Source organism: Pseudomonas sp. GNP014 (assembly GCF_054344005.1).
Window position 1 is genome coordinate 3,427,591 of sequence record NZ_JBTGUS010000001.1, and the last position, 19,789, is coordinate 3,447,379.

Consider the following 19,789-nt stretch of genomic DNA (forward strand, 5'->3'; position numbering starts at 1 on the left):
CATGCCATGACCACCGTCCGCACTCGCATCGCGCCATCGCCTACCGGGGACCCCCACGTAGGTACCGCTTACATCGCATTGTTCAACTACTGCTTTGCCAAGCAGCATGGCGGTGAGTTCATCCTGCGCATCGAAGACACCGACCAGTTGCGTTCGACCCGCGAGTCCGAACAGCAGATCTTCGACGCCCTGCGCTGGCTGGGTATCGACTGGAGCGAAGGCCCGGACGTTGGCGGCCCACACGGTCCGTACCGGCAGAGCGAGCGCGGCGATATCTATCAGAAGTATTGCCAGCAACTGGTCGACATGGGCCACGCGTTCCCGTGCTTCTGCACCGCTGAAGAACTGGATCAGATGCGCGCCGAGCAAATGGCGCGCGGCGAAACCCCGCGTTACGACGGCCGCGCGCTGCTGCTGTCCAAGGAAGAAGTCGCCGCCCGCCTGGCCGCTGGCGAACCCCACGTGATCCGCATGAAGGTGCCGAGCGAAGGCGTTTGCGTAGTGCCGGACATGCTCCGTGGTGATGTCGAGATCCCGTGGGATCGCATGGACATGCAAGTGCTGATGAAGACCGACGGCCTGCCGACGTACTTCCTCGCCAACGTGGTCGACGACCACCTGATGGGCATCACCCACGTGCTGCGTGGCGAAGAGTGGCTGCCGTCGGCGCCGAAACTGATTCTGCTGTACGAGTACTTCGGCTGGGAACAGCCGGAGCTGTGCTACATGCCGCTGCTGCGTAACCCAGACAAGAGCAAGCTGTCCAAGCGCAAGAACCCGACCTCGGTGACGTTCTACGAGCGCATGGGCTTCATGCCGGAAGCGATGCTCAACTATCTGGGCCGCATGGGTTGGTCGATGCCGGACGAGCGTGAGAAGTTCTCGCTGCAGGAAATGGTCGACAACTTCGACCTCAAGCGCGTGTCCCTCGGCGGGCCGATCTTCGACATCGAGAAGCTGTCATGGCTCAACGGCCAGTGGCTGCGCGATCTGCCGGTGGAAGAATTCGCCGCACGCGTACAGAAATGGGCGTTCAACTCTGAGTACATGATGAAGATCGCGCCGCTGGTTCAGGGGCGTGTGGAAACCTTCAGTCAGGTTGCACCGCTGGGCGGGTTCTTCTTCGCCGGTGGCGTGAACCCTGATGCCAAGTTGTTCGAATCGAAAAAGCTTTCCGGTGATCAGGTTCGCCAGTTGATGCAGTTGATCCTGTGGAAACTCGAAAGCCTGCGTCAGTGGGAGAAGGACAACATCACCGCGACGATTCAGGCGGTGGTCGAATCCCTTGAGCTGAAACTTCGTGACGCGATGCCGCTGATGTTTGCCGCGATCACCGGGCAGGCGAGTTCGGTGTCGGTGCTCGATGCGATGGAAATCCTCGGCCCGGACCTGACCCGTTTCCGTCTGCGCCAGGCGATCGACCTGCTGGGCGGTGTGTCGAAGAAAGAAAACAAAGAGTGGGAAAAGCTGCTGGGCGCGATTGCTTAAGCACGTCTGACTCTGCAGGAACCGCCGAAGGCCGGGATCTTTTGATTCCGGCCTTCGGCGTTTTCCCCCCGGATTTTCGGGGGGAGGGCGGTAAGTGATTGTTATGCCGACAAAAAACTTTGAAATTTTTCAAAAATAAGTTTGACAGGCTTTCGATACGCCCTTAAGATTCGCCCCGTCCTCAGCGATGACATCAACGATGAGGGGCTATAGCTCAGCTGGGAGAGCGCTTGCATGGCATGCAAGAGGTCGACGGTTCGATCCCGTCTAGCTCCACCAATTTACACTTCGAAGCCTGGCCACACCGGCTTCGAAGCGATCAACACTCAGCGTTGATCAGTTGTATAGAAGGGTTTGCGTCCCCTTCGTCTAGTGGCCTAGGACACCGCCCTTTCACGGCGGTAACAGGGGTTCGAGTCCCCTAGGGGACGCCAGTTTTACAGAAGTGATGTTGCAAAACGTTGCTCCGCCGCGAGGCGAAAAATCCGGGGCTATAGCTCAGCTGGGAGAGCGCCTGCATGGCATGCAGGAGGTCAGCGGTTCGATCCCGCTTAGCTCCACCAATTTACAGTTCAAGGTCTGGCCACACCGGCCTTGAAACGATCAGTTCTCAGCGCTGATCAGTTGTATAGAAGGTTTGTGTCCCCTTCGTCTAGTGGCCTAGGACACCGCCCTTTCACGGCGGTAACAGGGGTTCGAGTCCCCTAGGGGACGCCACGATTACCCGCTCTGCGGGATTTATAAGGGTCATTCAATTATTGAATGGCCCTTTTGTTTGTCTGGCGTTTGGCCAATTCTCCTTTTTCCTTACACTGTGCTTCAGACCAGCGGTCATATCCTTGACTTGCAGAATATTATTATGCGAATAATATTCTAGTCGTAATATTCGGAGGCAACGATGAACGATAAAAAAGCTCAAACCCGCGAACGCATCCTCAAGGCTGCCAGCGCCGCATTGATTCAGCGTGGCCCGGCAGACCCAAGCGTGGGCGAAGTGATGGGCGCGGCCGGCCTGACCGTCGGCGGCTTCTATGCGCACTTCGAAAGCAAGGACGCGATGATGCTCGAAGCGTTCAAGCAACTCCTGGGTCGCCGACGCGACCTGATTGCCGACATGGACGCCGACCTGACCGGGGAAGAGCGTCGCGCCTTGGTCGCGGCTTTCTATCTGTCACGCAAGCACCGTGATTCCAGCGACGCGGCGTGCCCGATTCCAGCCTCCATCGGCGAACTGGGCCGTTTGCCGGAGTCGTTCCGCGTGGCACTGAACGAGCATCTGGAGTTGATGATTGCGCAGTTGGCGTCCAGCCCCGAGGACACCGACAAAGCCCTGGCCGACGTGGCCTTGATGGTGGGCGGGCTGGCGCTCGCAAGGGCCCTGGGTCCGGGAGATTTATCCGATCGATTGCTGCGCGCGGCCAAGTCGGCGGTGCGTTGACCTGAAGGCAATTCGCCTGAGGAGAGAACGATGAACACGTTGAAGTGGATTCGTGGCGTTAATGGCACCTTGGGCTGGATTGCACCGAAACGGGTAGCGAGCAAAATGCGCCTGGCGTTCATGACGCCACGCACGCTGCCTTTGCGCGATTGGGAATTGCCGCTGCTGGCCAATTCCGAACGAATCACTTTGCGCTTTGGTCTCTCAGCCTTGCGCTGGGGCCAAGGCCCGACCGTGCTGCTGATGCATGGCTGGGAAGGGCGGCCAACCCAGTTTGCCGCGCTGATCACGGCATTGGTCGAGGCCGGTTACACGGTTGTGGCCCTCGATGGTCCGGCCCACGGTCGTTCGCCGGGGCGAGAGGCCAATGTCGTGCTGTTCGCTCGTGCCATGCTCGAAGCCGCTGCCGAGCTGCCACCGTTGCAAGCGGTCATCGGCCACTCCATGGGCGGCGCCAGCGCGATGCTCGCGGTGCAATTGGGGTTGCGCACCGAAACCCTCGTCAGCATTGCCGCGCCGGCCCGCATTCTCGGCGTGTTACGCGGTTTCGCACGCTATGTCGGCTTGCCGCCCAGAGCGCGTTCCGCCTTTATCCGGCAGGTCGAGCAGGACGTCGGCATGCGCGCCGCCACTCTGGATGTCGCGCACTATCAACTGGATATGCCGGGGCTGATCGTGCATGCCGAGGACGACACCTTCGTTTCGGTCAAGGAATCGCAGCTGATTCACGAATCATGGTTCGACAGCCGTCTGCTGCGCCTGGAAAGCGGTGGTCACCAGCGCGTGCTGGCTGACCCTCGGGTGGTGGATGGCGTGTTATCACTGTTGGCCGGGCGCAGCCTTCAGGCGCGCCAATCGGCCTGAGCTCCGTTACACTGCCCCGGTTGAATCAATTGACCGGGAGTGGGGCATGGGTTGGGATCGGGCAACGCCGTTTACCATTGATCTGCAAGTCGGCGCCGAGGACATCGACGGGCTGGGCCACGCGAATAACGCGGTGTACGTGACCTGGCTGGAACGCTGTGCCTGGCGCCACTCGCAGCGTCTGGGGCTGGATCTGGTCGAGTACCGCCGGCTGGATCGGGCGATGGCCGTGGTGCGTCACGAGATCGATTATCTGGCCGCCGCTTACGAAGGCGATGAGTTGCAATTGGCGACCTGGATCGTCGATTGGGACCAACGCCTGAAAATGACCCGGCATTTCCAGCTGAAACGCCCGAGCGATAACACCACTCTGCTGCGCGCGCAAACCACGTTCGTCTGCATCGAGCTGTCCACCGGCAAGCCCAAGCGCATGCCGGCGGAGTTTATCGAGGGCTACGGTCCCGCAATTCAGGCCTCAGAATCTGCGCAAATCTAATCTGTAGGACTGAGTCTGCAGGGGATCTGCGGTTTTTCTCGTAATCCAGTAAACTGCCGCACGTTTTCTTCAAGTAGTGTTTTCCCCATGCAAATTGCTCTGGCGCCCATGGAGGGGTTGGTCGACGACATCCTGCGCGACGTGCTGACCCGTGTTGGCGGCATCGACTGGTGCGTCACCGAATTCATTCGGATCAACGATCAGTTGCTCACACCGGCCTATTTCCACAAGTTCGGTCCGGAGTTGCTCAATGGTGCCCGTACCCGATCTGGTGTCCCGCTGCGCGTGCAGTTACTCGGCTCCGACCCGGTATGCCTCGCGGAAAACGCGGCGCTGGCCTGCGAACTCGGTTCCGAAGTGATTGACCTCAACTTCGGCTGCCCGGCCAAGACCGTCAACAAATCCCGGGGCGGGGCGGTGCTGCTCAAGGAGCCGGAACTGCTCAATACCATTGTCGAGCACGTGCGCCGCGCCGTGCCGGCGCACATCCCGGTCACCGCCAAGATGCGTCTCGGCTTCGACAGCCCGGACGGCTCGCTGGTCTGTGCCACTGCGCTGGCCGAAGGCGGTGCCGAGCATATCGTGGTTCACGCCCGGACCAAAGTCGATGGCTACAAGCCGCCGGCACACTGGGAGTGGATTCCACGGGTGCAGGATGTCGTCAAGGTGCCGGTGTTTGCCAACGGTGATATCTGGAGCGTCGAGGACTGGCGGCGTTGCCGCGAGATCAGTGGGGTCGAAGACATCATGCTCGGTCGAGGCCTGGTGTCGCGCCCGGATCTGGCCAGGCAAATCGCGGCTGCCCGTGCTGGCGAGGACGTGGTCGAGATGACCTGGGCCGAGCTGATGCCGCTGATCCAGGACTTCTGGCTGCAAGCCAAGGCGCAGATGACCGCGCGTCAGTCGCCGGGCCGTTTGAAGCAATGGCTGGCAATGCTGACACGCAATTATCCTGAAGCCACCGAGCTGTTTACCGTGCTCCGTCGTGAAACCGAGCCAGACCAGGTTCTCGCGTTTGCTCGGCCTGCCGGTCGCCGAAGCGGCCTGAAAAAAATCTGCAAATACTCTCTTGAAATCATTTCAGCGGTCCCTATCTAAGGGGTACGCGATGCCGAATTCGGGTCGCGGAGACACAAAAACTTGCTGATTGTTTTCAGGAGATTTGAACCATGAGTACTGCATTTTCCCTCGCACCACTGTTCCGTTCCTCGGTAGGTTTCGACCGCTTCAACGACCTGTTCGAAACCGCCCTGCGCAACGAGCCAGGCAGCAGCTACCCACCTTACAACGTCGAAAAGCACGGTGATGACCAATACCGCATCGTCGTGGCCGCAGCCGGTTTCCAGGAAGAAGACCTGGAGCTGCAAGTCGAGAAAGGTGTGCTGACCATCAGTGGCGGCAAGCGTGATGCCAACGAAGGCGTGACCTTCCTGCATCAGGGCATTGCCCAGCGAGCCTTCAAGCTGTCCTTCCGGCTGGCCGATCACATCGAGATCAAGGCCGCCGATCTGAGCAACGGTCTGTTGAGCATCGACCTGTTGCGGGTGATCCCGGAAGAAGCGAAGGCCAAGCGCATCCCGATCAACGGGGCGCAGAAGCCGGCTCTGCAACATTGATTCACTTGCAGACACAAAATGTCTGAGCAGGCGCTGAGCCGCTGAATGAAGGCCCCGATACGTCGGGGCCTTTTTTATGGGCGTAAGAAAAGCGTTGTGCGACTTTGCCGCCGACAACGGTTTCTCTACAATCCGCCGCAGTTTTGCCGACCCCACTCCCTGGCGGTCGGCCTGGAGCCTTTTTCATGGACGATATTCAGCAGCGTTGGCTGTGCGCCCTTTCTGCGCCGATGGCAGCGCTCAATACCGGCGCCGGGTATGCCGACCCCGCTTTCTGCGACGACCGCTACATTGATCTGCGAGACAGCTGGGGGATCGATGATCGGCGGCAATTGTTCGAGATGCTCGAAGGGATGACCGATGACGGCCATGCCAGGCACCTCAGCGCGGCCTATATGGCCTGGCAGCGTTGTCTGCCGAGCGAATGGCAGGCCTTGCTTGCAGACCTGAGCCCCCGCCAACGTGTCCTGCATGAATTCGCCAGCCGTACATTCGGCAGCTGCGGTCCCGGGGGGATTTTGTCTTGGGATTATGGGCGCATGGGCTTCCTCTTGCGTTGCGCGGTGCGCAATCAGTGGATCGATCTGGTCGAGAGCAACTGGCTGCACAGTCGCCTGGCCATCAGGGCGCAATTTCACTACGGCAGCTGGATGGCATATTTCAATGGCTTTGTGGTGGGGCGGACTTTTTGGTGCTGCTTGAGCGCCAGCGATGACGAGCTCGCTGGCGCGCTGGACCGGCAAGGCAACAGCGCTCATAACCTGCGGATCAGTCGCGGTCTTGCGCAGAACATTCCGCACTTTCTGGCCGATTTGCCTTGGCACATGGACATTGATCCGCCGCCACGTCCGATATCGCTCAAGGAGTTCGACTGGTCATGAGTTGCTGGATCCGACTGGGCATCGAGCCTACGACTGACGAAACCCTGATTCGCAATGCCTACCGCGCACGCCTGCCAGCGCATCATCCGGAGACTGACCCGGAAGGCTTTCAGGCACTGCGCATGGCCTACGAAAACGCCCTGCGTCTGGCCCGTGCAGACGAGGAGGAATCCGAGCCAGAGCCCGAAGCGGCAGAGCCGACGGTCAAGGAGGTCCCGCAGACGTTCGTGGATTTCTGCGAACTGCTTGACGATCCTGCGCGACGCTTCAATTTCGCGGCGTGGCAGGCCTTTGTCCAGGCACTGGATGAACTGTCGCTGGATGCACTGGATGAACTCGGCTGGGGGCTGTACCACCGGATGGCCGACGCCGGTCCGTTGTCCTACCGTTGCGCAAACCTGTTGGCCAAGCGTATGGCCTGGGATCAACAGTTGCTGGATCTGGAGTTCAACGACGCCCAGCGGGTTGAAGCCTTTCTGCGGCGAATCGAGGCCCCCGACCCGTTCGACACGGATCTGATGAGCGCCTGGTCGGAGGCCGCGCAGACTGAATCGCTGTGGTACGCGCGGAGCCTGGACTTCATTTTCACCCAGCGCCCGCTCCATGAGTTCGCCGACTTCGCCAGTCAGCACACGTGCCTGCCGTTGCCGGATGATGCTGCGTTCATCAAGCGTCTGCTGGTGCAGTTCACGCAGGCGGGCATCGGAGTGTCGACATTTTTGCAGTGCTGCGTCGAACAGCAACGTGCAGCCCCGGATGATCTGGACTGGTTGTACCTGTTGGCGTGTCAGAGCAGCTTGTTGGGGCGGGACGATCAAGCACTGCCTTGCTGGATCCGGCTCTGGAACGAACATCGTCATCCGATGGCGGAAAGTCGTCTGCTGGAATTGTGTGCCAAGCGCCAGCCGACCTTTCTGCCGCTGCTGATTCAGGCGTTCGATCGTCTGCAGGACTGCGCTGACTGGTCAGAGGATCTCGGGGAGGAATGCCAGGTGTCTGGCAGTCCTTCGCAACGCCCTGAGACGCTGAATCGTTGGTTGGGTGTCGGGCGGCTGCAGCTGGAGAGTCTGGCCCAGAGTTTTGTCGACTGGCGCATGACGGGTGATGAGCTTCCATTGCTCGCACAACTGTTGGGTGAGAATGCCGACAGCCGATTGCTGCAGCTTTACCGGCACGCCTGGGCGTTGCATAGGGGCGACTCGCTGTTGCTGCAGCAGATTCTGGATGCACCGCTGCCGGTCGATGCCCTCGAAAGCCTGGTCTTGAGCGGCTTCAAATATCAGGCCGGGCAGCATTTGCGCTGGTTGAGCAGGGCGCCGATTGCGCAGGCGATGGACGCTTTCTGCGAGGCGGATTCGAACTCGTGGCAGTTGCCGGAGGTGCTGACACAAGGCGAGCCGCACAAGGTCTGTCGTTTGTGGCTGCGCCGCTTGCGGCCTTACAGCCACGCAGCGCTGGAGCGAATGGCCGAAGCGTTCAGACTGAGTGCTGTCAAAGATGACTGTGACTTGTCCGAACTCGATTTGCTTTTGCAGTTGAGTCGTCGCGCAATTGAGTTGCCGCCGGTCGGCCTGGGCGCAGCTGCATGGGAGTGGCATGCCCAGAGCCTGTTTTTGCTGGCTTTGCTGGAGCAGCCGGAACGCTGGTTGCAATTGATTGATGCGCGGTGCCTGGAGCGTCTGTCGTTCAACCCCGCTCATCCTCTGGCTCGGCTGCAGCCATTGTTGCAGCGTTTGCAGCGTGAGCAAGGCAACTGCGATGGCTTACTGGGATGGCTGCAAGGCGATGACCCGGTTCACGGTTTGCTGGTGCAACAATTGTTCAGCGTACAACAGGCCCTCGACAGCGCCAGGTTGCCTGCCAATACCTTGCTTTACACTTGCGTCGAAAGCGACCGGGATGCCTGCGGCGACGATCTGCTGGGGTTGTTGATGTTCTGGGGCGTGCTCTATCACGACCCGAGCCTGAGCGCCGAGCAGCACCGGGCCTTGTTGCAATCCATCGCGGCGGTCAGTTGCGAAGACGACTGGTTCGAAGGTTTTCGCGATGGATTGATCAAAGGCGAGCCGGTGTGGCCACCGCGCAAGGTGTTGACGGATTTTGGCGTCGACAAACTACTGGCGTATGAGGCGCTCGATGCCCTCAAGGGCCTGATTCGTTATGGCGCTGCCGGTGTGCCGAAAACGCGAGTACTGCGCCAATTGCAGCAGGGCAAGGATGACGTGCAGAACAGCGTCGGCTTGCGGCTGGCGCTGTGTGCGTTGCTGTCCTGGTCGGAGCGTTTACTACTGGCCAACAGTGATATTCAACCGGTACCGGCAGGTGCGATCTGGCGCCTCGGGTCGCGACTGGGGCGCAAGGCTTTTATCGCTCAGGTCTTGGGGTGTTTGGTGATCGCACCGGTGGCGGGTCTGATCAGTGGCACCACGGCCGCTGGCATTCTTATCCTGTTACTCGCTGTTCTGGTGTTGCTCGGCGCCATTCTGCGCCGCTTGCATGACATGGGGCGGGGCATTCCCACGTTGCTGATATTCATGGCGCTGTCACCGGTGCTGCCATTTTTGCCGTTGGTGCTGTTCGGCTTTCCAGGGGACAAGTTGCCCAACCGCTATGGCGTGCCGCCGGACAGCGGGGGTGGCGAAACACTGTCCGGCGGCCTGCAGGCCGCATTGCGCCGACTCAATGGCTAGAGGCGCAGTTGGTCCAGTGCCTTGTTGAGCTCTGAGCGGTGGCTCGCGATCTCGGATGATTGCTGGCCACCGAGGACTGCGGTGAAGCTGTGCAGCCATTCGGCAATGCGTTCGCGTTGCGTTCCGAGGCTCTGCATCCATGCCCGTTCCAGACGGGCCAGCAAGGTGCGGTTGGGCAATGCGTCGCGTGGATGGACCTTCAATGTGGACAGCCGGTTATGGCTGTCCCGGCGCGCCTGCTCATCCAGCCCTGTAGGACTGCGGTCGATACTGTGGCTGTGGCGATCACCGGTCTCGAGCAACGTGACGTCGACTTCGAGCAAACCATTGATGTCATAGCTGAAGCGTACATCCAGTTCCTGAATGTGATCGCAGGGCGTCAAGTCGACATCGAAAGCCTCAATCAGGATGTTGTCGCGTACCCACGGTCGTTCACCCTGATAGACAGCAATACGGATCTGTTCCTGACGGGGGTGGGTGGTGTGATAACGCTCCACCCGTGACGTCGGGATGATGGTGTTGCGTTCGATAATCGGCGAAAAAGCACCGTCGATGCCGTTGCCGCGCATGGTCGCGATGCCCAGCGTGTAAGGGCAGACATCGGTCAGAATCAGCTCTTCCACCGCGCCATCGCGCGCCTTGCACGCGGCTTGCGTGGCCGCCCCGAGCGCAACGATGGTGTCCGGGTCGAGATGCCGGTACGGCAGGCGCCCGAACAGCGTGGCGACCATTTGCTGCACCGCCGGCATCCGCGTGGCGCCACCGACCAATACCAGGCTGTCGAGATCGCGGGGTTTGAGCCGTGCATCGCGCAGGGCCTGTTCGATCGGTGCGCGCAGTCGGGCGAGTAGCGGCTCCCAGATCTTCACGGCAGCGGCTTCGTCCAGTGACCATTCGAACGTCGTGTCGCCGTGACGCCAGTTCAGCTGCTGTGTCCCTTCGCCGAGTTTGCACTTGAGTTGTTCCAGTGCATCGCCAAGGCTGGCCATGCCTTGCGCATCAACCATTGACGGGTTCAGTTGCCAGTTTTTCAGGCACGCCTGCAACAGCGCGGCGGTGAAGTCTTCGCCACCGAGGAAGTTGTCGCCGGTGGACGCATGCACTTCAATCAGCGGGAGCGCGTATTCCAGCACTGTGACGTCGAACGTACCGCCACCCAGATCGAAAATCAGTGTGCGTTCGAACTTTTGCTCGTGCAGCCCGTAGGCCATGGCGGCGGCGGTCGGTTCGTTGATCAGGCGCGTGACGGCAAGACCGGCCAGCTCGGCGGCGAACAGGGTGCGCTTGCGTTGCTCGTCGCTGAAGTACGCCGGCACGGAAATCACCGCTTCAGAGACCGGGTGGCCGAGGAAGGCCTCGGCGTCCTGTTTGAGTGAGCCGAGCACCAGCGCCGACAACTCTTCCGGACTGAAATGGCGGCTGCCGAGCTCGATCTGCCTGTCGCTGCCCATGAAGCGTTTGAAGGCAGCGGCCGTGCGGTCAGGATGGGTGGTCAGGCGGGCGCGGGCGGCTTTGCCGACCAGAATGGTGTCATCTTCATCGAGGCTGACCACCGACGGGGTCAGCACGTCACCGAGGGCGTTGGGAATCAACCGGGCCTGACCGTCCTGCCAGACGGCGATCAGACTGTTGGTGGTGCCAAGGTCAATGCCCAGCAGGGCCGGGCGGGGGAGGGTTGCATCCTGCATGATCGTTCTCGAAACGGCGCAAAAAAACGCGACCCTACAGGTTGCCGCAAACCGTGGCAATCAGGGTTCTGTTGCAGCCTGCGCCGTTGCCTGCTTCAGGGCAGCAGCCCTTTCAGCGCCTCCAGCGCCATCGGCCGACTGTGCAGATAGCCTTGATACAAATGGCAACCCAGACCCTGCAGGAACGCCAGTTGCTCCGGAGTTTCCACGCCTTCGGCGATCACCTCCAGCTCCAGGCTGCGCGCCATGGCGACGATCGCGCGAATGATCTCGGCGTCGTTCGGGTCGGTGGTCGCATCGCGAATAAACGACTGATCGATTTTCAGCGTGTCCACCGGCAAGCGCTTGAGGTAGGTCAGTGACGAATAGCCGGTGCCGAAATCGTCCATGGCGAAGCTCACCCCGAGTTTTTTCAGGCGGCGCATCTTGCTGATGGTGTCTTCCAGATTCTGGATGACGATGCCTTCGGTGATCTCCAGTTTCAACAGCGAGCACGGCAGGCCATGACTGGACATGCTGTGTTCGATGCGTTCGACGAAATCGTTCTGGCGGAACTGTCGCGGGCTGATGTTCACGCACAGGCTGAAATTCAGCGGGTCGACCAGTTTCAGCGCGATCAGCTCTTTGAACGCGTCACAGGCTTCGTCGAGGATCCAGGTGCCGACTTCGAGAATCAGGCCGCTGTCCTCCAGCACTTTGATGAACTCGGTCGGCGATTGTGTACCCAGCTCCGGGTGGTGCCAGCGCACCAGCGCTTCAGCGCCGATGATGCGGTTGTCCCGGGCGTCGACCTGCGGCTGGAAGTGCACGTTGAATTCGCCGCGCGACAGCGCCAGGCGCAAGTCGGTCTCCATGCGCAACCGTTCGCTGGCGGCTTTCTGCATGGTGTTGTGATACATCTGCGTGGTGTTACGCCCGGAATCCTTGGCCCGGTACAGCGCGATGTCGGCGCGTTTGAGCAAGTCGGTCGGGGTCGAACCGTGGTCGGGAATCAACGCCACGCCGATACTCGGCGTCACTTGCAGGCGCTGGCCGTCGAGGAACATCGGTTCCGACAGCAGCTCGCGGATGGTGTCGGCCAGTTCCCGCACCTGGGTGCTGACCTCGTTGCGTGTGCCCTCCAGACCACTGAGCAGCACCACGAACTCATCACCGCCCAGACGCGCGACGGTATCTTCCATGCGCACGCTGGCTTCGAGTCGCGCGGTGATGATCTTCAGCACCGTGTCGCCGACCGGGTGGCCGAGGGAATCGTTGATGTGCTTGAAGTGATCGAGGTCGAGAAAGAGCAGTGCGCCGCGCAGGTTGTGGCGTTTGAGCAGGGCAATCTGCTGGCTCAGGCGATCCATCAACAGAGCGCGGTTGGGCAGGTTGGTCAGCGGATCGTGATACGCCAGATGACGAATCTGGGCCTCGGCGTTTTTCAGCAAGCTGACGTCGCGGGCTGTCAGCAGCAGGCACGCGGTTTCATTCAGGGTGATCGGCTCGACTGAAACCTCGACGGTGAGCAACTCACCGCGCTTGTTGCGCCCGAGCATTTCCTGATGATGCACGCGGCCCTTGATCTGCAGCTCGGCGAGCAACGCCGAGCGCTGTTTCTCCTCGGCCCAGATGCCGACCTGATACACGGTCTTGCCCACCACTTCGTCCGCGCGATAGCCGGTCAGGCGGCAGAAACCGTCGTTGACCTCCAGATAACGCCCGGTGTCGCGCTCGGTGATGGTGATCGCGTCGGGGCTGGAGTGGAACGCTTTGGCGAATTTCTCTTCGCTGGCCTTGAGTGCGGCTTCCGAACGCTGTTGCTGGGTGATGTCGCGCAACGTGGTGACGATGCACGGCTGATCGCCAACGCTGATCTGCCGGCTGGAAATCACGCAGGTCAGCGACTGGCCGTCCTTGTGCTGGACGATGATCGCGACATTGCTCAGCCCCTGCTCGCGAATCACGCGCTCGATGCGCTGCAGGCTTTTCGCCGATGCGTCCCACAGGCCGATTTCTTCGGCGGTATGGCCGATCACGTCGGCGGCGCTCCAGCCGAAAGTCTGGGTAAAACTGTTATTGATTTCGATGAATTCGCCACTGTCCTGGCGGGTGACACAGATCGGGTCGGGACTGACCTGGAACAGCGTGGCGAATTTCTCTTCCGAGGCCACCAGTCGCTGTTCGCGTTCGACCTGATCGGTGATGTCCAGCAACGTCCCGGCCATGCGCAACGGCGCGCCGTTGTCGTCGCGGTAGAGGCGGGCGCGGCTTTCCAGATATCGCGAGCTGCCGTCCGGCAGTTGCACGCGATAAGTCAGTTGATAGTTGCCCGCCGGACCTTCGCGCAGGCTGCGATACGCATTGCGCATGCTGTCGCGCTCTTGGCCGGGCACGCCTTCGAAAAACTCGTCGAATGATTCATGGAACGGTTTTGGCTCCAGCCCGTGCAGTTGCGCGGCACGCGCCGAGCCGTAAAGCATGCCGCTGGGGATGTGCCAGTCCCAGGTACCGAGCTGCGCGGAATCCAGCGCCAGATCGAGGCGTTCCTGACTGTCCTTCAGTGCCAGTTCGGCGGCTTTGCGCTCGGTGGTGTCGAGGAACGTGCTGAGCAGATAGGGCTGGCCTTCGAGTTCGACCTTTTGCGCACTGAGAATGCCGTCATGCACCTGACCGTTGCTGGCGCGAAACTGCACTTCCATGCTGATCAGTTCGCCCTTGGCCTTGGTTTTCTTCACCAGTTCGCCGCGTTGTTCAGGGTGCACCCACAGGCCCAGTTCCAGGGTGGTGCGGCCGATGGCGGTCTGCACCGGCCAGCCGAACAGGCTTTCGAAATACTGGTTGGCTTCACTGATCAGGCCGTCTTCCTGGCGCGTCAGCAACACCATGTTCGGGCACAGGTGAAAGAGTGTGGCGAAACGTTTCTCCGAGCTGCTCAAAGCCTGTTCGCGTTGACGCTGGTGGGTGATTTCGCGAATCACCCCGATCATTCGGGGGCGGCCGTTTTTGTCCGGCAGCAGGCTGCCACTGATCTCCAGCCAGTGCAGGCTGCCGTCCGGCCAGCGAATGCGGTGGTGCATCGCCTGTTCCAGTGGTGCGCCGGCAATTACCGCGTGGAAGGCGCGCACGGTTTTCGCGCGGTCTTCCGGAGGCAGTAGATCGAGGTATTCCAGATCTTCCGGCAGCGGTTGCCGCGGATCGAAGCCGAACAATGCCTGAGTGCCCCGCGACCAACTGATCTGCCCGCGCTCGATGTCCCAGTACCAGGCACCGAGCCGCGCGCCGTTGAGGGCAGCGAGCAATTGCGGCGCACTCTCCCAGCTCTGCTCGGAATGACGCGGGTCAATCGCTTGAATGCGCGGCATCGGCGGAATTCGGTCAACAGATTTCGGCATTGTTAACGGGCCTTGAGCTGATGTTGGCGTTAGGCACAGGGGCAGCGGCTCTCTCGGAGTAACACAAGTTGGCCTTAAGTCCCTGGCAGATCGACTTGAGCATCCAGCAAGGCCATAAAGGCTCTTGCTGCATTCGATAGCGTCCGTTCGGTGTGCAGGATATAGCCTAGCTGGCGACTGAGCTGTATGCCCGGCAAAGCGATGCTCGCCACCTGCTCATCGAGCATGGTGCGCGGCAAAACACTCCACGCCAGGCCGATCGAGACCATCATTTTGATGGTTTCCAGATAGTTGGTGCTCATGGCGATATTCGGCGTCAGTCCCTGGGCTTCGAACAAGCGTTGGACAATATGGTGAGTAAAGGTGTTGCCGCCGGGGAAAACCGCCGGATGACCGGCAATGTCGGCCAGGCTGACCGGGCCGTTGCCGATCAATGAATGCTCCGGGGCGACCACGAAATCCAGCGGGTCGTCCCACACCGGCGTGGCTTTGACCAGCGCGTGCGGTTCCGGCGCCAGGGTGATGACCGCCAGTTCTGCACGGCCATGGAGAATTTCTTCGTAGGCCACTTCCGAATCGAGGAACTGAATATCCAGCGCCACCTGTGGGTAGCGACGAGTAAATTCCCGCAAAAGCGGCGGCAAACGGTGCAAACCGATGTGGTGACTGGTGGCCAGGGTCAGGCGCCCGCTGACTTCGCCGGTGAGGTTGGTCAGGGCGCGGCGAGTGTCGTCCAGCACGTTGAGAATCTGATAAGCCCGTGGCAGCAGGGCGCGGCCGGCCTCAGTCAGGCCTACTTCGCGGCCCAGGCGGTCGAACAGGCGCACCTTCAATTGCTGCTCCAGGCCGGCGATGCGTTTACTGATCGCCGGCTGCGTCAGATGCAGGCGTTCGCCGGCGCCAGAGAAGCTGCCCGTCTCGGCGATCGCGATAAAAGCATTGAGGTTGGCCAGATCCATGGTTCGTATTCCAGTTGGTTATCCAAAGCATAAAAAATATGAATTTGAGTTATTTAATGTAACCCCATAGGATCGGCCTCACAAGCCAAAGGGTTATTGATAAGCCCAGGGCATAGAAACAAGCTGATGAGGAACCGTCTGATGGCCGGCAAAACGCTCTACGACAAGCTCTGGGATTCGCATTTGGTCAAGCAGCGCGACGATGGCTCGGCGTTGATCTATATAGATCGTCACATCATCCACGAAGTGACTTCGCCGCAAGCTTTCGAAGGCCTGCGTCTGGCCGGGCGCAAGCCTTGGCGCATTGATGCCAACATCGCGACCCCGGACCACAACGTACCGACGACCCCGGAACGCAAGGGCGGGATTGAAGCGATTGCCGACCAGGTCTCGCGTTTGCAGGTGCAGACCCTCGATGACAACTGTGATGAATACGGCATCGTCGAGTTCAAGATGAACGACGTGCGCCAAGGCATCGTCCACGTGATCAGCCCGGAGCAGGGCGCGACCTTGCCGGGCATGACCGTGGTCTGCGGCGATTCGCACACCTCGACCCACGGTGCGTTCGGCGCGCTGGCCCACGGCATCGGCACCTCCGAGGTTGAGCACGTGCTCGCCACCCAGTGCCTGGTCGCCAAGAAAATGAAGAACATGCTGGTACGCGTTGAAGGGCAATTGCCGTTCGGCGTGACCGCCAAGGACATCGTCCTCGCGGTGATCGGCAAGATCGGCACCGCCGGCGGTAACGGCCATGCCATCGAATTCGCCGGCAGCGCGATCCGCGACCTGTCTGTCGAAGGCCGCATGACCATCTGCAACATGTCCATCGAAGCCGGCGCCCGTGTGGGCCTGGTGGCGGCGGATCAAAAGACCGTCGATTACGTGAAAGGTCGTCCCTTCGCCCCGAAAGGCGCCGAATGGGACATGGCGGTCGAAGCCTGGAAAGATCTGGTGTCCGATGCTGACGCCAAATTCGACACCGTGGTCGAGCTGGACGCCGCGCAAATCAAGCCGCAAGTCAGCTGGGGCACTTCGCCTGAGATGGTTTTGGCGGTTGACCAGAACGTGCCGGATCCTGCCAAGGAAATGGATCTGGTCAAGCGTGACTCGATCGTCCGCGCCTTGAAGTACATGGGGTTGAGCGCCAATCAGGCGATCACCGACATTCAACTGGATCGCGTATTCATCGGCTCCTGCACCAACTCGCGGATCGAAGATTTGCGCGCTGCCGCCGTGATTGCCAAGGGCCGCAAAGTGGCATCGACCATCAAGCAGGCGATCGTGGTGCCGGGCTCGGGTCTGGTGAAGGCCCAGGCTGAGGCCGAAGGTCTGGACAAGATTTTCCTCGAGGCCGGTTTCGAATGGCGCGAGCCGGGTTGCTCGATGTGCCTGGCAATGAACCCGGACCGTCTGGAATCCGGCGAGCATTGCGCCTCGACCTCCAACCGCAACTTCGAAGGCCGTCAGGGCGCCGGTGGTCGTACCCATCTCGTGAGCCCGGCCATGGCCGCTGCGGCGGCGGTGAACGGTCGTTTCATCGACGTTCGTGAATTGATCTGAAGGAGAGCGCAGCATGAAAGCTTTTACCCAGCACACTGGTCTTGTCGCGCCTCTGGATCGTGCCAACGTCGACACCGACCAGATCATCCCCAAGCAGTTTCTGAAGTCGATCAAGCGCACCGGTTTCGGTCCGAACCTGTTCGACGAGTGGCGTTACCTGGATGTCGGCCAGCCGTATCAGGACAACTCCAAGCGCCCGTTGAACAAGGAGTTCGTGCTCAACGCCGAGCGTTATCAAGGCGCCAGTGTGTTGCTGGCCCGCGAGAACTTCGGTTGCGGCTCCAGCCGTGAACACGCGCCGTGGGCGCTGGAAGAATACGGTTTCCGCAGCATCATTGCGCCGAGCTACGCCGACATCTTCTTCAACAACAGTTTCAAGAACGGCTTGCTGCCGATCATCTTGAGCGACGCTGAAGTCGATGAATTGTTCAAGCAGGTGGAGGCCGAGCCGGGCTATCAATTGCAGATCGACCTGCAGGCGCAGACCGTGACCCGTCCGGACGGCAAGGTTTACAACTTTGAGATCGACGCGTTTCGCAAGCATTGCTTGTTGAACGGTCTGGACGATATCGGTTTGACCTTGCAGGACGGCGATGCGATTGCGGCATTCGAAGCCAAGCATCGGGTTAGTCAGCCGTGGTTGTTCCGCGACGCATAAGCAAGTTTTGAATTGATGCAGTTCAGGCTGGCCTCTTCGCGAGCAAGCTCGCTCCCACAGGGGAATGCATTTCAAGTGTGGGAGCGAGCTTGCTCGCGAAGGCGTTAGTCCAGGCAATACAAGGCTAAAACCCAGAAGGATGTGACCATGACCAGCACCGCCCAACACTCTCAGGTCGTACAGAAGCAATTCGGTGAACAGGCCGCCGCCTACCTGAGCAGCGCCGTTCACGCGCAAGGCACCGAATTCGCGCTGCTACAGGCTGAGCTGGCGGAGCAGGGCGAGGCGCGGGTGCTGGATCTGGGGTGCGGCGCCGGTCATGTGAGTTTTCATGTGGCGGCACTGGTGAAAGAAGTGGTGGCCTACGACCTGTCGCAGCAGATGCTCGATGTGGTCGCCGCTGCGGCTGTGGATCGCGGTTTCGCCAACATTGCCACGGTCAACGGCGCCGCCGAGCGTCTGCCGTTTGCCGATGGCGAGTTCGACTTCGTGTTCAGCCGTTATTCGGCGCACCATTGGAGCGACCTCGGCGTGGCCCTGCGTGAAGTGCGTCGGGTACTGAAACCGGGCGGTGTGGCGGCATTCGTTGACGTGTTGTCACCGGGCAGCCCGTTGTTCGACACTTACCTGCAAAGCGTCGAAGTGCTGCGCGACACCAGCCATGTGCGCGATTATTCCGCCGGCGAGTGGTTGCGGCAGGTCAGCGAGGCGCGGCTGCATACCCGCAGCATCACCCGTCAGCGCCTGCGTCTGGAGTACAGCAGTTGGGTCGAGCGCATGCGCACACCCGACGTGATGCGCGCGGCGATCCGCCAGTTGCAGCAGTCGATGGGCAGTGAAGTACGCGAATATTTTGAGATTGATGCCGACGGCTCGTTCAGTACAGATGTGATTGTGCTGATCGCCGAGCGTTAAGAATTTTTCCGGGCGCGTCAGTTAGAGGCGCACCGACTGAAGACACGAGGAAAGCATGAGCAAGCAGATTCTGATTCTCCCAGGTGACGGTATTGGTCCGGAAATCATGGCCGAAGCGGTCAAGGTTCTGGAATTGGCCAACCACAAGTACAGCCTGGGCTTCGAGCTGAGCCATGACGTGATCGGTGGCGCCGCCATCGACCAGCACGGCGTGCCGCTGGCCGACGAAACCCTCGACCGTGCCCGTGCTGCCGACGCCGTGCTGCTGGGCGCGGTAGGTGGCCCGAAATGGGACACCATCGAGCGTGACATCCGCCCGGAGCGCGGCCTGCTGAAAATCCGTGCGCAACTGGGTTTGTTCGGCAACCTGCGTCCGGCGATTCTGTACCCGCAACTGGCCGACGCTTCGAGCCTGAAGCCGGAAATCGTTGCCGGTCTGGACATCCTGATCGTCCGTGAACTGACCGGCGGTATCTACTTCGGCGCGCCGCGTGGCACTCGTACCCTGGAAAACGGCGAGCGTCAGTCCTACGACACCCTGCCGTACAGCGAAAGCGAAATCCGCCGCATCGCCCGTGTCGGTTTCGACATGGCCATGGTGCGCGGCAAAAAACTGTGCTCGGTGGACAAGGCCAACGTACTGGCGTCCAGCCAACTGTGGCGCGAAGTGGTCGAGCAAGTCGCCAAGGATTACCCGGAAGTCGAACTGAGCCACATGTACGTCGACAACGCCGCCATGCAACTGGTGCGCGCACCGAAGCAGTTCGACGTGATCGTCACCGACAACATGTTCGGCGACATCCTGTCCGACGAAGCGTCGATGCTCACCGGTTCGATCGGCATGCTGCCGTCGGCCTCGCTGGATTCGAACAACAAGGGCATGTACGAGCCTTGCCACGGTTCGGCCCCGGACATCGCCGGCAAAGGTATCGCCAACCCGCTGGCGACCATTCTGTCGGTGTCGATGATGCTGCGTTACAGCTTCAATCTGCATGACGCGGCCGATGCCATCGAGAAAGCCGTCAGCGTGGTGCTGGATCAAGGCCTGCGCACTGGCGACATCTATTCGGCCGGTTGCACCAAAGTCGGTACGCAGGAAATGGGCGACGCAGTAGTCGCCGCGCTGCGGAATCTGTAATCTCTCGGGCCCGCTGCGAAATTC

14 protein-coding genes, 4 tRNA genes and 1 pseudogene are annotated in these 19,789 nt (G+C 60.6%); 16 read left to right on the top strand and 3 right to left on the bottom strand.

Annotated features, from left to right (window positions below; all coding sequences use genetic code 11):
• Positions 1–6: 6 nt before the first annotated feature.
• The 12 genes and pseudogenes from gltX (at position 7) to ACXX9E_RS15355 (ending at position 9,473) form a co-directional block, all read left to right on the top strand.
• A complete protein-coding gene (gltX, locus tag ACXX9E_RS15300; protein ID WP_123463440.1) occupies positions 7–1,488 on the top strand; it encodes a glutamate--tRNA ligase in 1,482 nt (493 codons plus the stop codon).
• A gap of 203 nt (positions 1,489–1,691) precedes the next feature.
• Positions 1,692–1,767: transfer RNA gene (locus tag ACXX9E_RS15305), tRNA-Ala, on the top strand.
• Between the two features lie 79 nt (positions 1,768–1,846).
• Positions 1,847–1,922 (top strand) — tRNA-Glu (locus ACXX9E_RS15310).
• 53 nt (positions 1,923–1,975) lie between these two features.
• Positions 1,976–2,051 (top strand) — tRNA-Ala (locus ACXX9E_RS15315).
• A 78-nt stretch (positions 2,052–2,129) separates the two neighbouring features.
• Positions 2,130–2,205, top strand: a tRNA-Glu gene (locus ACXX9E_RS15320).
• A 181-nt stretch (positions 2,206–2,386) separates the two neighbouring features.
• A complete protein-coding gene (locus ACXX9E_RS15325; protein WP_123463439.1) occupies positions 2,387–2,926 on the top strand; it encodes a TetR/AcrR family transcriptional regulator in 540 nt (179 codons plus the stop codon).
• A gap of 30 nt (positions 2,927–2,956) precedes the next feature.
• Complete coding sequence (locus ACXX9E_RS15330; protein WP_123463437.1) at positions 2,957–3,790, top strand: alpha/beta fold hydrolase; 834 nt, start codon at positions 2,957–2,959, stop codon at positions 3,788–3,790.
• 46 nt (positions 3,791–3,836) lie between these two features.
• On the top strand, positions 3,837–4,286 hold the full coding sequence (locus ACXX9E_RS15335) for an acyl-CoA thioesterase (protein WP_016985250.1): 450 nt from the start codon (positions 3,837–3,839) through the stop codon (positions 4,284–4,286).
• Positions 4,287–4,373: 87 nt separating this feature from the next.
• Positions 4,374–5,334: pseudogene (locus tag ACXX9E_RS15340) on the top strand (tRNA dihydrouridine synthase).
• Between the two features lie 121 nt (positions 5,335–5,455).
• Complete coding sequence (locus tag ACXX9E_RS15345) at positions 5,456–5,902, top strand: Hsp20 family protein (protein WP_123463433.1); 447 nt, start codon at positions 5,456–5,458, stop codon at positions 5,900–5,902.
• Positions 5,903–6,087: 185 nt separating this feature from the next.
• Entirely contained in the window at positions 6,088–6,783 is a 696-nt protein-coding gene (locus ACXX9E_RS15350) for a DUF1266 domain-containing protein (protein WP_123463431.1), read from the top strand.
• The gene (locus ACXX9E_RS15355) at positions 6,780–9,473 is read left to right on the top strand and encodes a DUF805 domain-containing protein (protein ID WP_458555648.1); all 2,694 of its coding nucleotides are present in this window, start codon (positions 6,780–6,782) and stop codon (positions 9,471–9,473) included. Before ACXX9E_RS15350 ends, ACXX9E_RS15355 begins: the two co-directional genes overlap by 4 nt.
• Here the strand turns inward: ACXX9E_RS15355 and ACXX9E_RS15360 are convergent.
• From ACXX9E_RS15360 to ACXX9E_RS15370, 3 genes are all read right to left on the bottom strand, one after another.
• Positions 9,470–11,161 (bottom strand): Hsp70 family protein, encoded by a 1,692-nt coding sequence (locus tag ACXX9E_RS15360; RefSeq protein WP_340133572.1) that lies wholly within the window; start codon positions 11,159–11,161, stop codon positions 9,470–9,472. The genes ACXX9E_RS15355 and ACXX9E_RS15360 overlap by 4 nt on opposite strands.
• Before the next feature lie 95 nt (positions 11,162–11,256).
• Positions 11,257–14,535 carry a sensor domain-containing protein gene (locus ACXX9E_RS15365; RefSeq protein ID WP_267803734.1) on the bottom strand — a complete coding sequence of 1,093 codons (3,279 nt, stop codon included), beginning with the start codon at positions 14,533–14,535 and terminating at the stop codon, positions 11,257–11,259.
• Between the two features lie 74 nt (positions 14,536–14,609).
• Complete coding sequence (locus ACXX9E_RS15370) at positions 14,610–15,494, bottom strand: LysR family transcriptional regulator (protein WP_123463423.1); 885 nt, start codon at positions 15,492–15,494, stop codon at positions 14,610–14,612.
• 141 nt (positions 15,495–15,635) lie between these two features.
• Here ACXX9E_RS15370 and leuC point away from each other — a divergent pair, with 141 nt between their 5' ends.
• The 4 genes from leuC (at position 15,636) to leuB (ending at position 19,765) form a co-directional block, all read left to right on the top strand.
• Positions 15,636–17,054, top strand: a complete 1,419-nt coding sequence (gene leuC, locus ACXX9E_RS15375) for a 3-isopropylmalate dehydratase large subunit (protein WP_123463421.1) — start codon at positions 15,636–15,638, stop codon at positions 17,052–17,054.
• A 13-nt stretch (positions 17,055–17,067) separates the two neighbouring features.
• A complete protein-coding gene (gene leuD / locus ACXX9E_RS15380) occupies positions 17,068–17,712 on the top strand; it encodes a 3-isopropylmalate dehydratase small subunit (protein WP_123463419.1) in 645 nt (214 codons plus the stop codon).
• A gap of 147 nt (positions 17,713–17,859) precedes the next feature.
• Complete coding sequence (locus tag ACXX9E_RS15385; RefSeq protein WP_458555649.1) at positions 17,860–18,627, top strand: class I SAM-dependent methyltransferase; 768 nt, start codon at positions 17,860–17,862, stop codon at positions 18,625–18,627.
• Between the two features lie 55 nt (positions 18,628–18,682).
• A complete protein-coding gene (gene leuB, locus ACXX9E_RS15390; RefSeq protein WP_429541223.1) occupies positions 18,683–19,765 on the top strand; it encodes a 3-isopropylmalate dehydrogenase in 1,083 nt (360 codons plus the stop codon).
• Positions 19,766–19,789 lie beyond the last annotated feature (24 nt).

Coding starts and splice junctions, on each gene's coding strand:
- gltX (WP_123463440.1), top strand. CDS start 7: ATGACCACCGTCCGCACTCGCATCGCGCCATCGCCTACCGGGGACCCC.
- ACXX9E_RS15325 (WP_123463439.1), top strand. CDS start 2,387: ATGAACGATAAAAAAGCTCAAACCCGCGAACGCATCCTCAAGGCTGCC.
- ACXX9E_RS15330 (WP_123463437.1), top strand. CDS start 2,957: ATGAACACGTTGAAGTGGATTCGTGGCGTTAATGGCACCTTGGGCTGG.
- ACXX9E_RS15335 (WP_016985250.1), top strand. CDS start 3,837: ATGGGTTGGGATCGGGCAACGCCGTTTACCATTGATCTGCAAGTCGGC.
- ACXX9E_RS15345 (WP_123463433.1), top strand. CDS start 5,456: ATGAGTACTGCATTTTCCCTCGCACCACTGTTCCGTTCCTCGGTAGGT.
- ACXX9E_RS15350 (WP_123463431.1), top strand. CDS start 6,088: ATGGACGATATTCAGCAGCGTTGGCTGTGCGCCCTTTCTGCGCCGATG.
- ACXX9E_RS15355 (WP_458555648.1), top strand. CDS start 6,780: ATGAGTTGCTGGATCCGACTGGGCATCGAGCCTACGACTGACGAAACC.
- ACXX9E_RS15360 (WP_340133572.1), bottom strand. CDS start 11,161: ATGCAGGATGCAACCCTCCCCCGCCCGGCCCTGCTGGGCATTGACCTT.
- ACXX9E_RS15365 (WP_267803734.1), bottom strand. CDS start 14,535: ATGCCGAAATCTGTTGACCGAATTCCGCCGATGCCGCGCATTCAAGCG.
- ACXX9E_RS15370 (WP_123463423.1), bottom strand. CDS start 15,494: ATGGATCTGGCCAACCTCAATGCTTTTATCGCGATCGCCGAGACGGGC.
- leuC (WP_123463421.1), top strand. CDS start 15,636: ATGGCCGGCAAAACGCTCTACGACAAGCTCTGGGATTCGCATTTGGTC.
- leuD (WP_123463419.1), top strand. CDS start 17,068: ATGAAAGCTTTTACCCAGCACACTGGTCTTGTCGCGCCTCTGGATCGT.
- ACXX9E_RS15385 (WP_458555649.1), top strand. CDS start 17,860: ATGACCAGCACCGCCCAACACTCTCAGGTCGTACAGAAGCAATTCGGT.
- leuB (WP_429541223.1), top strand. CDS start 18,683: ATGAGCAAGCAGATTCTGATTCTCCCAGGTGACGGTATTGGTCCGGAA.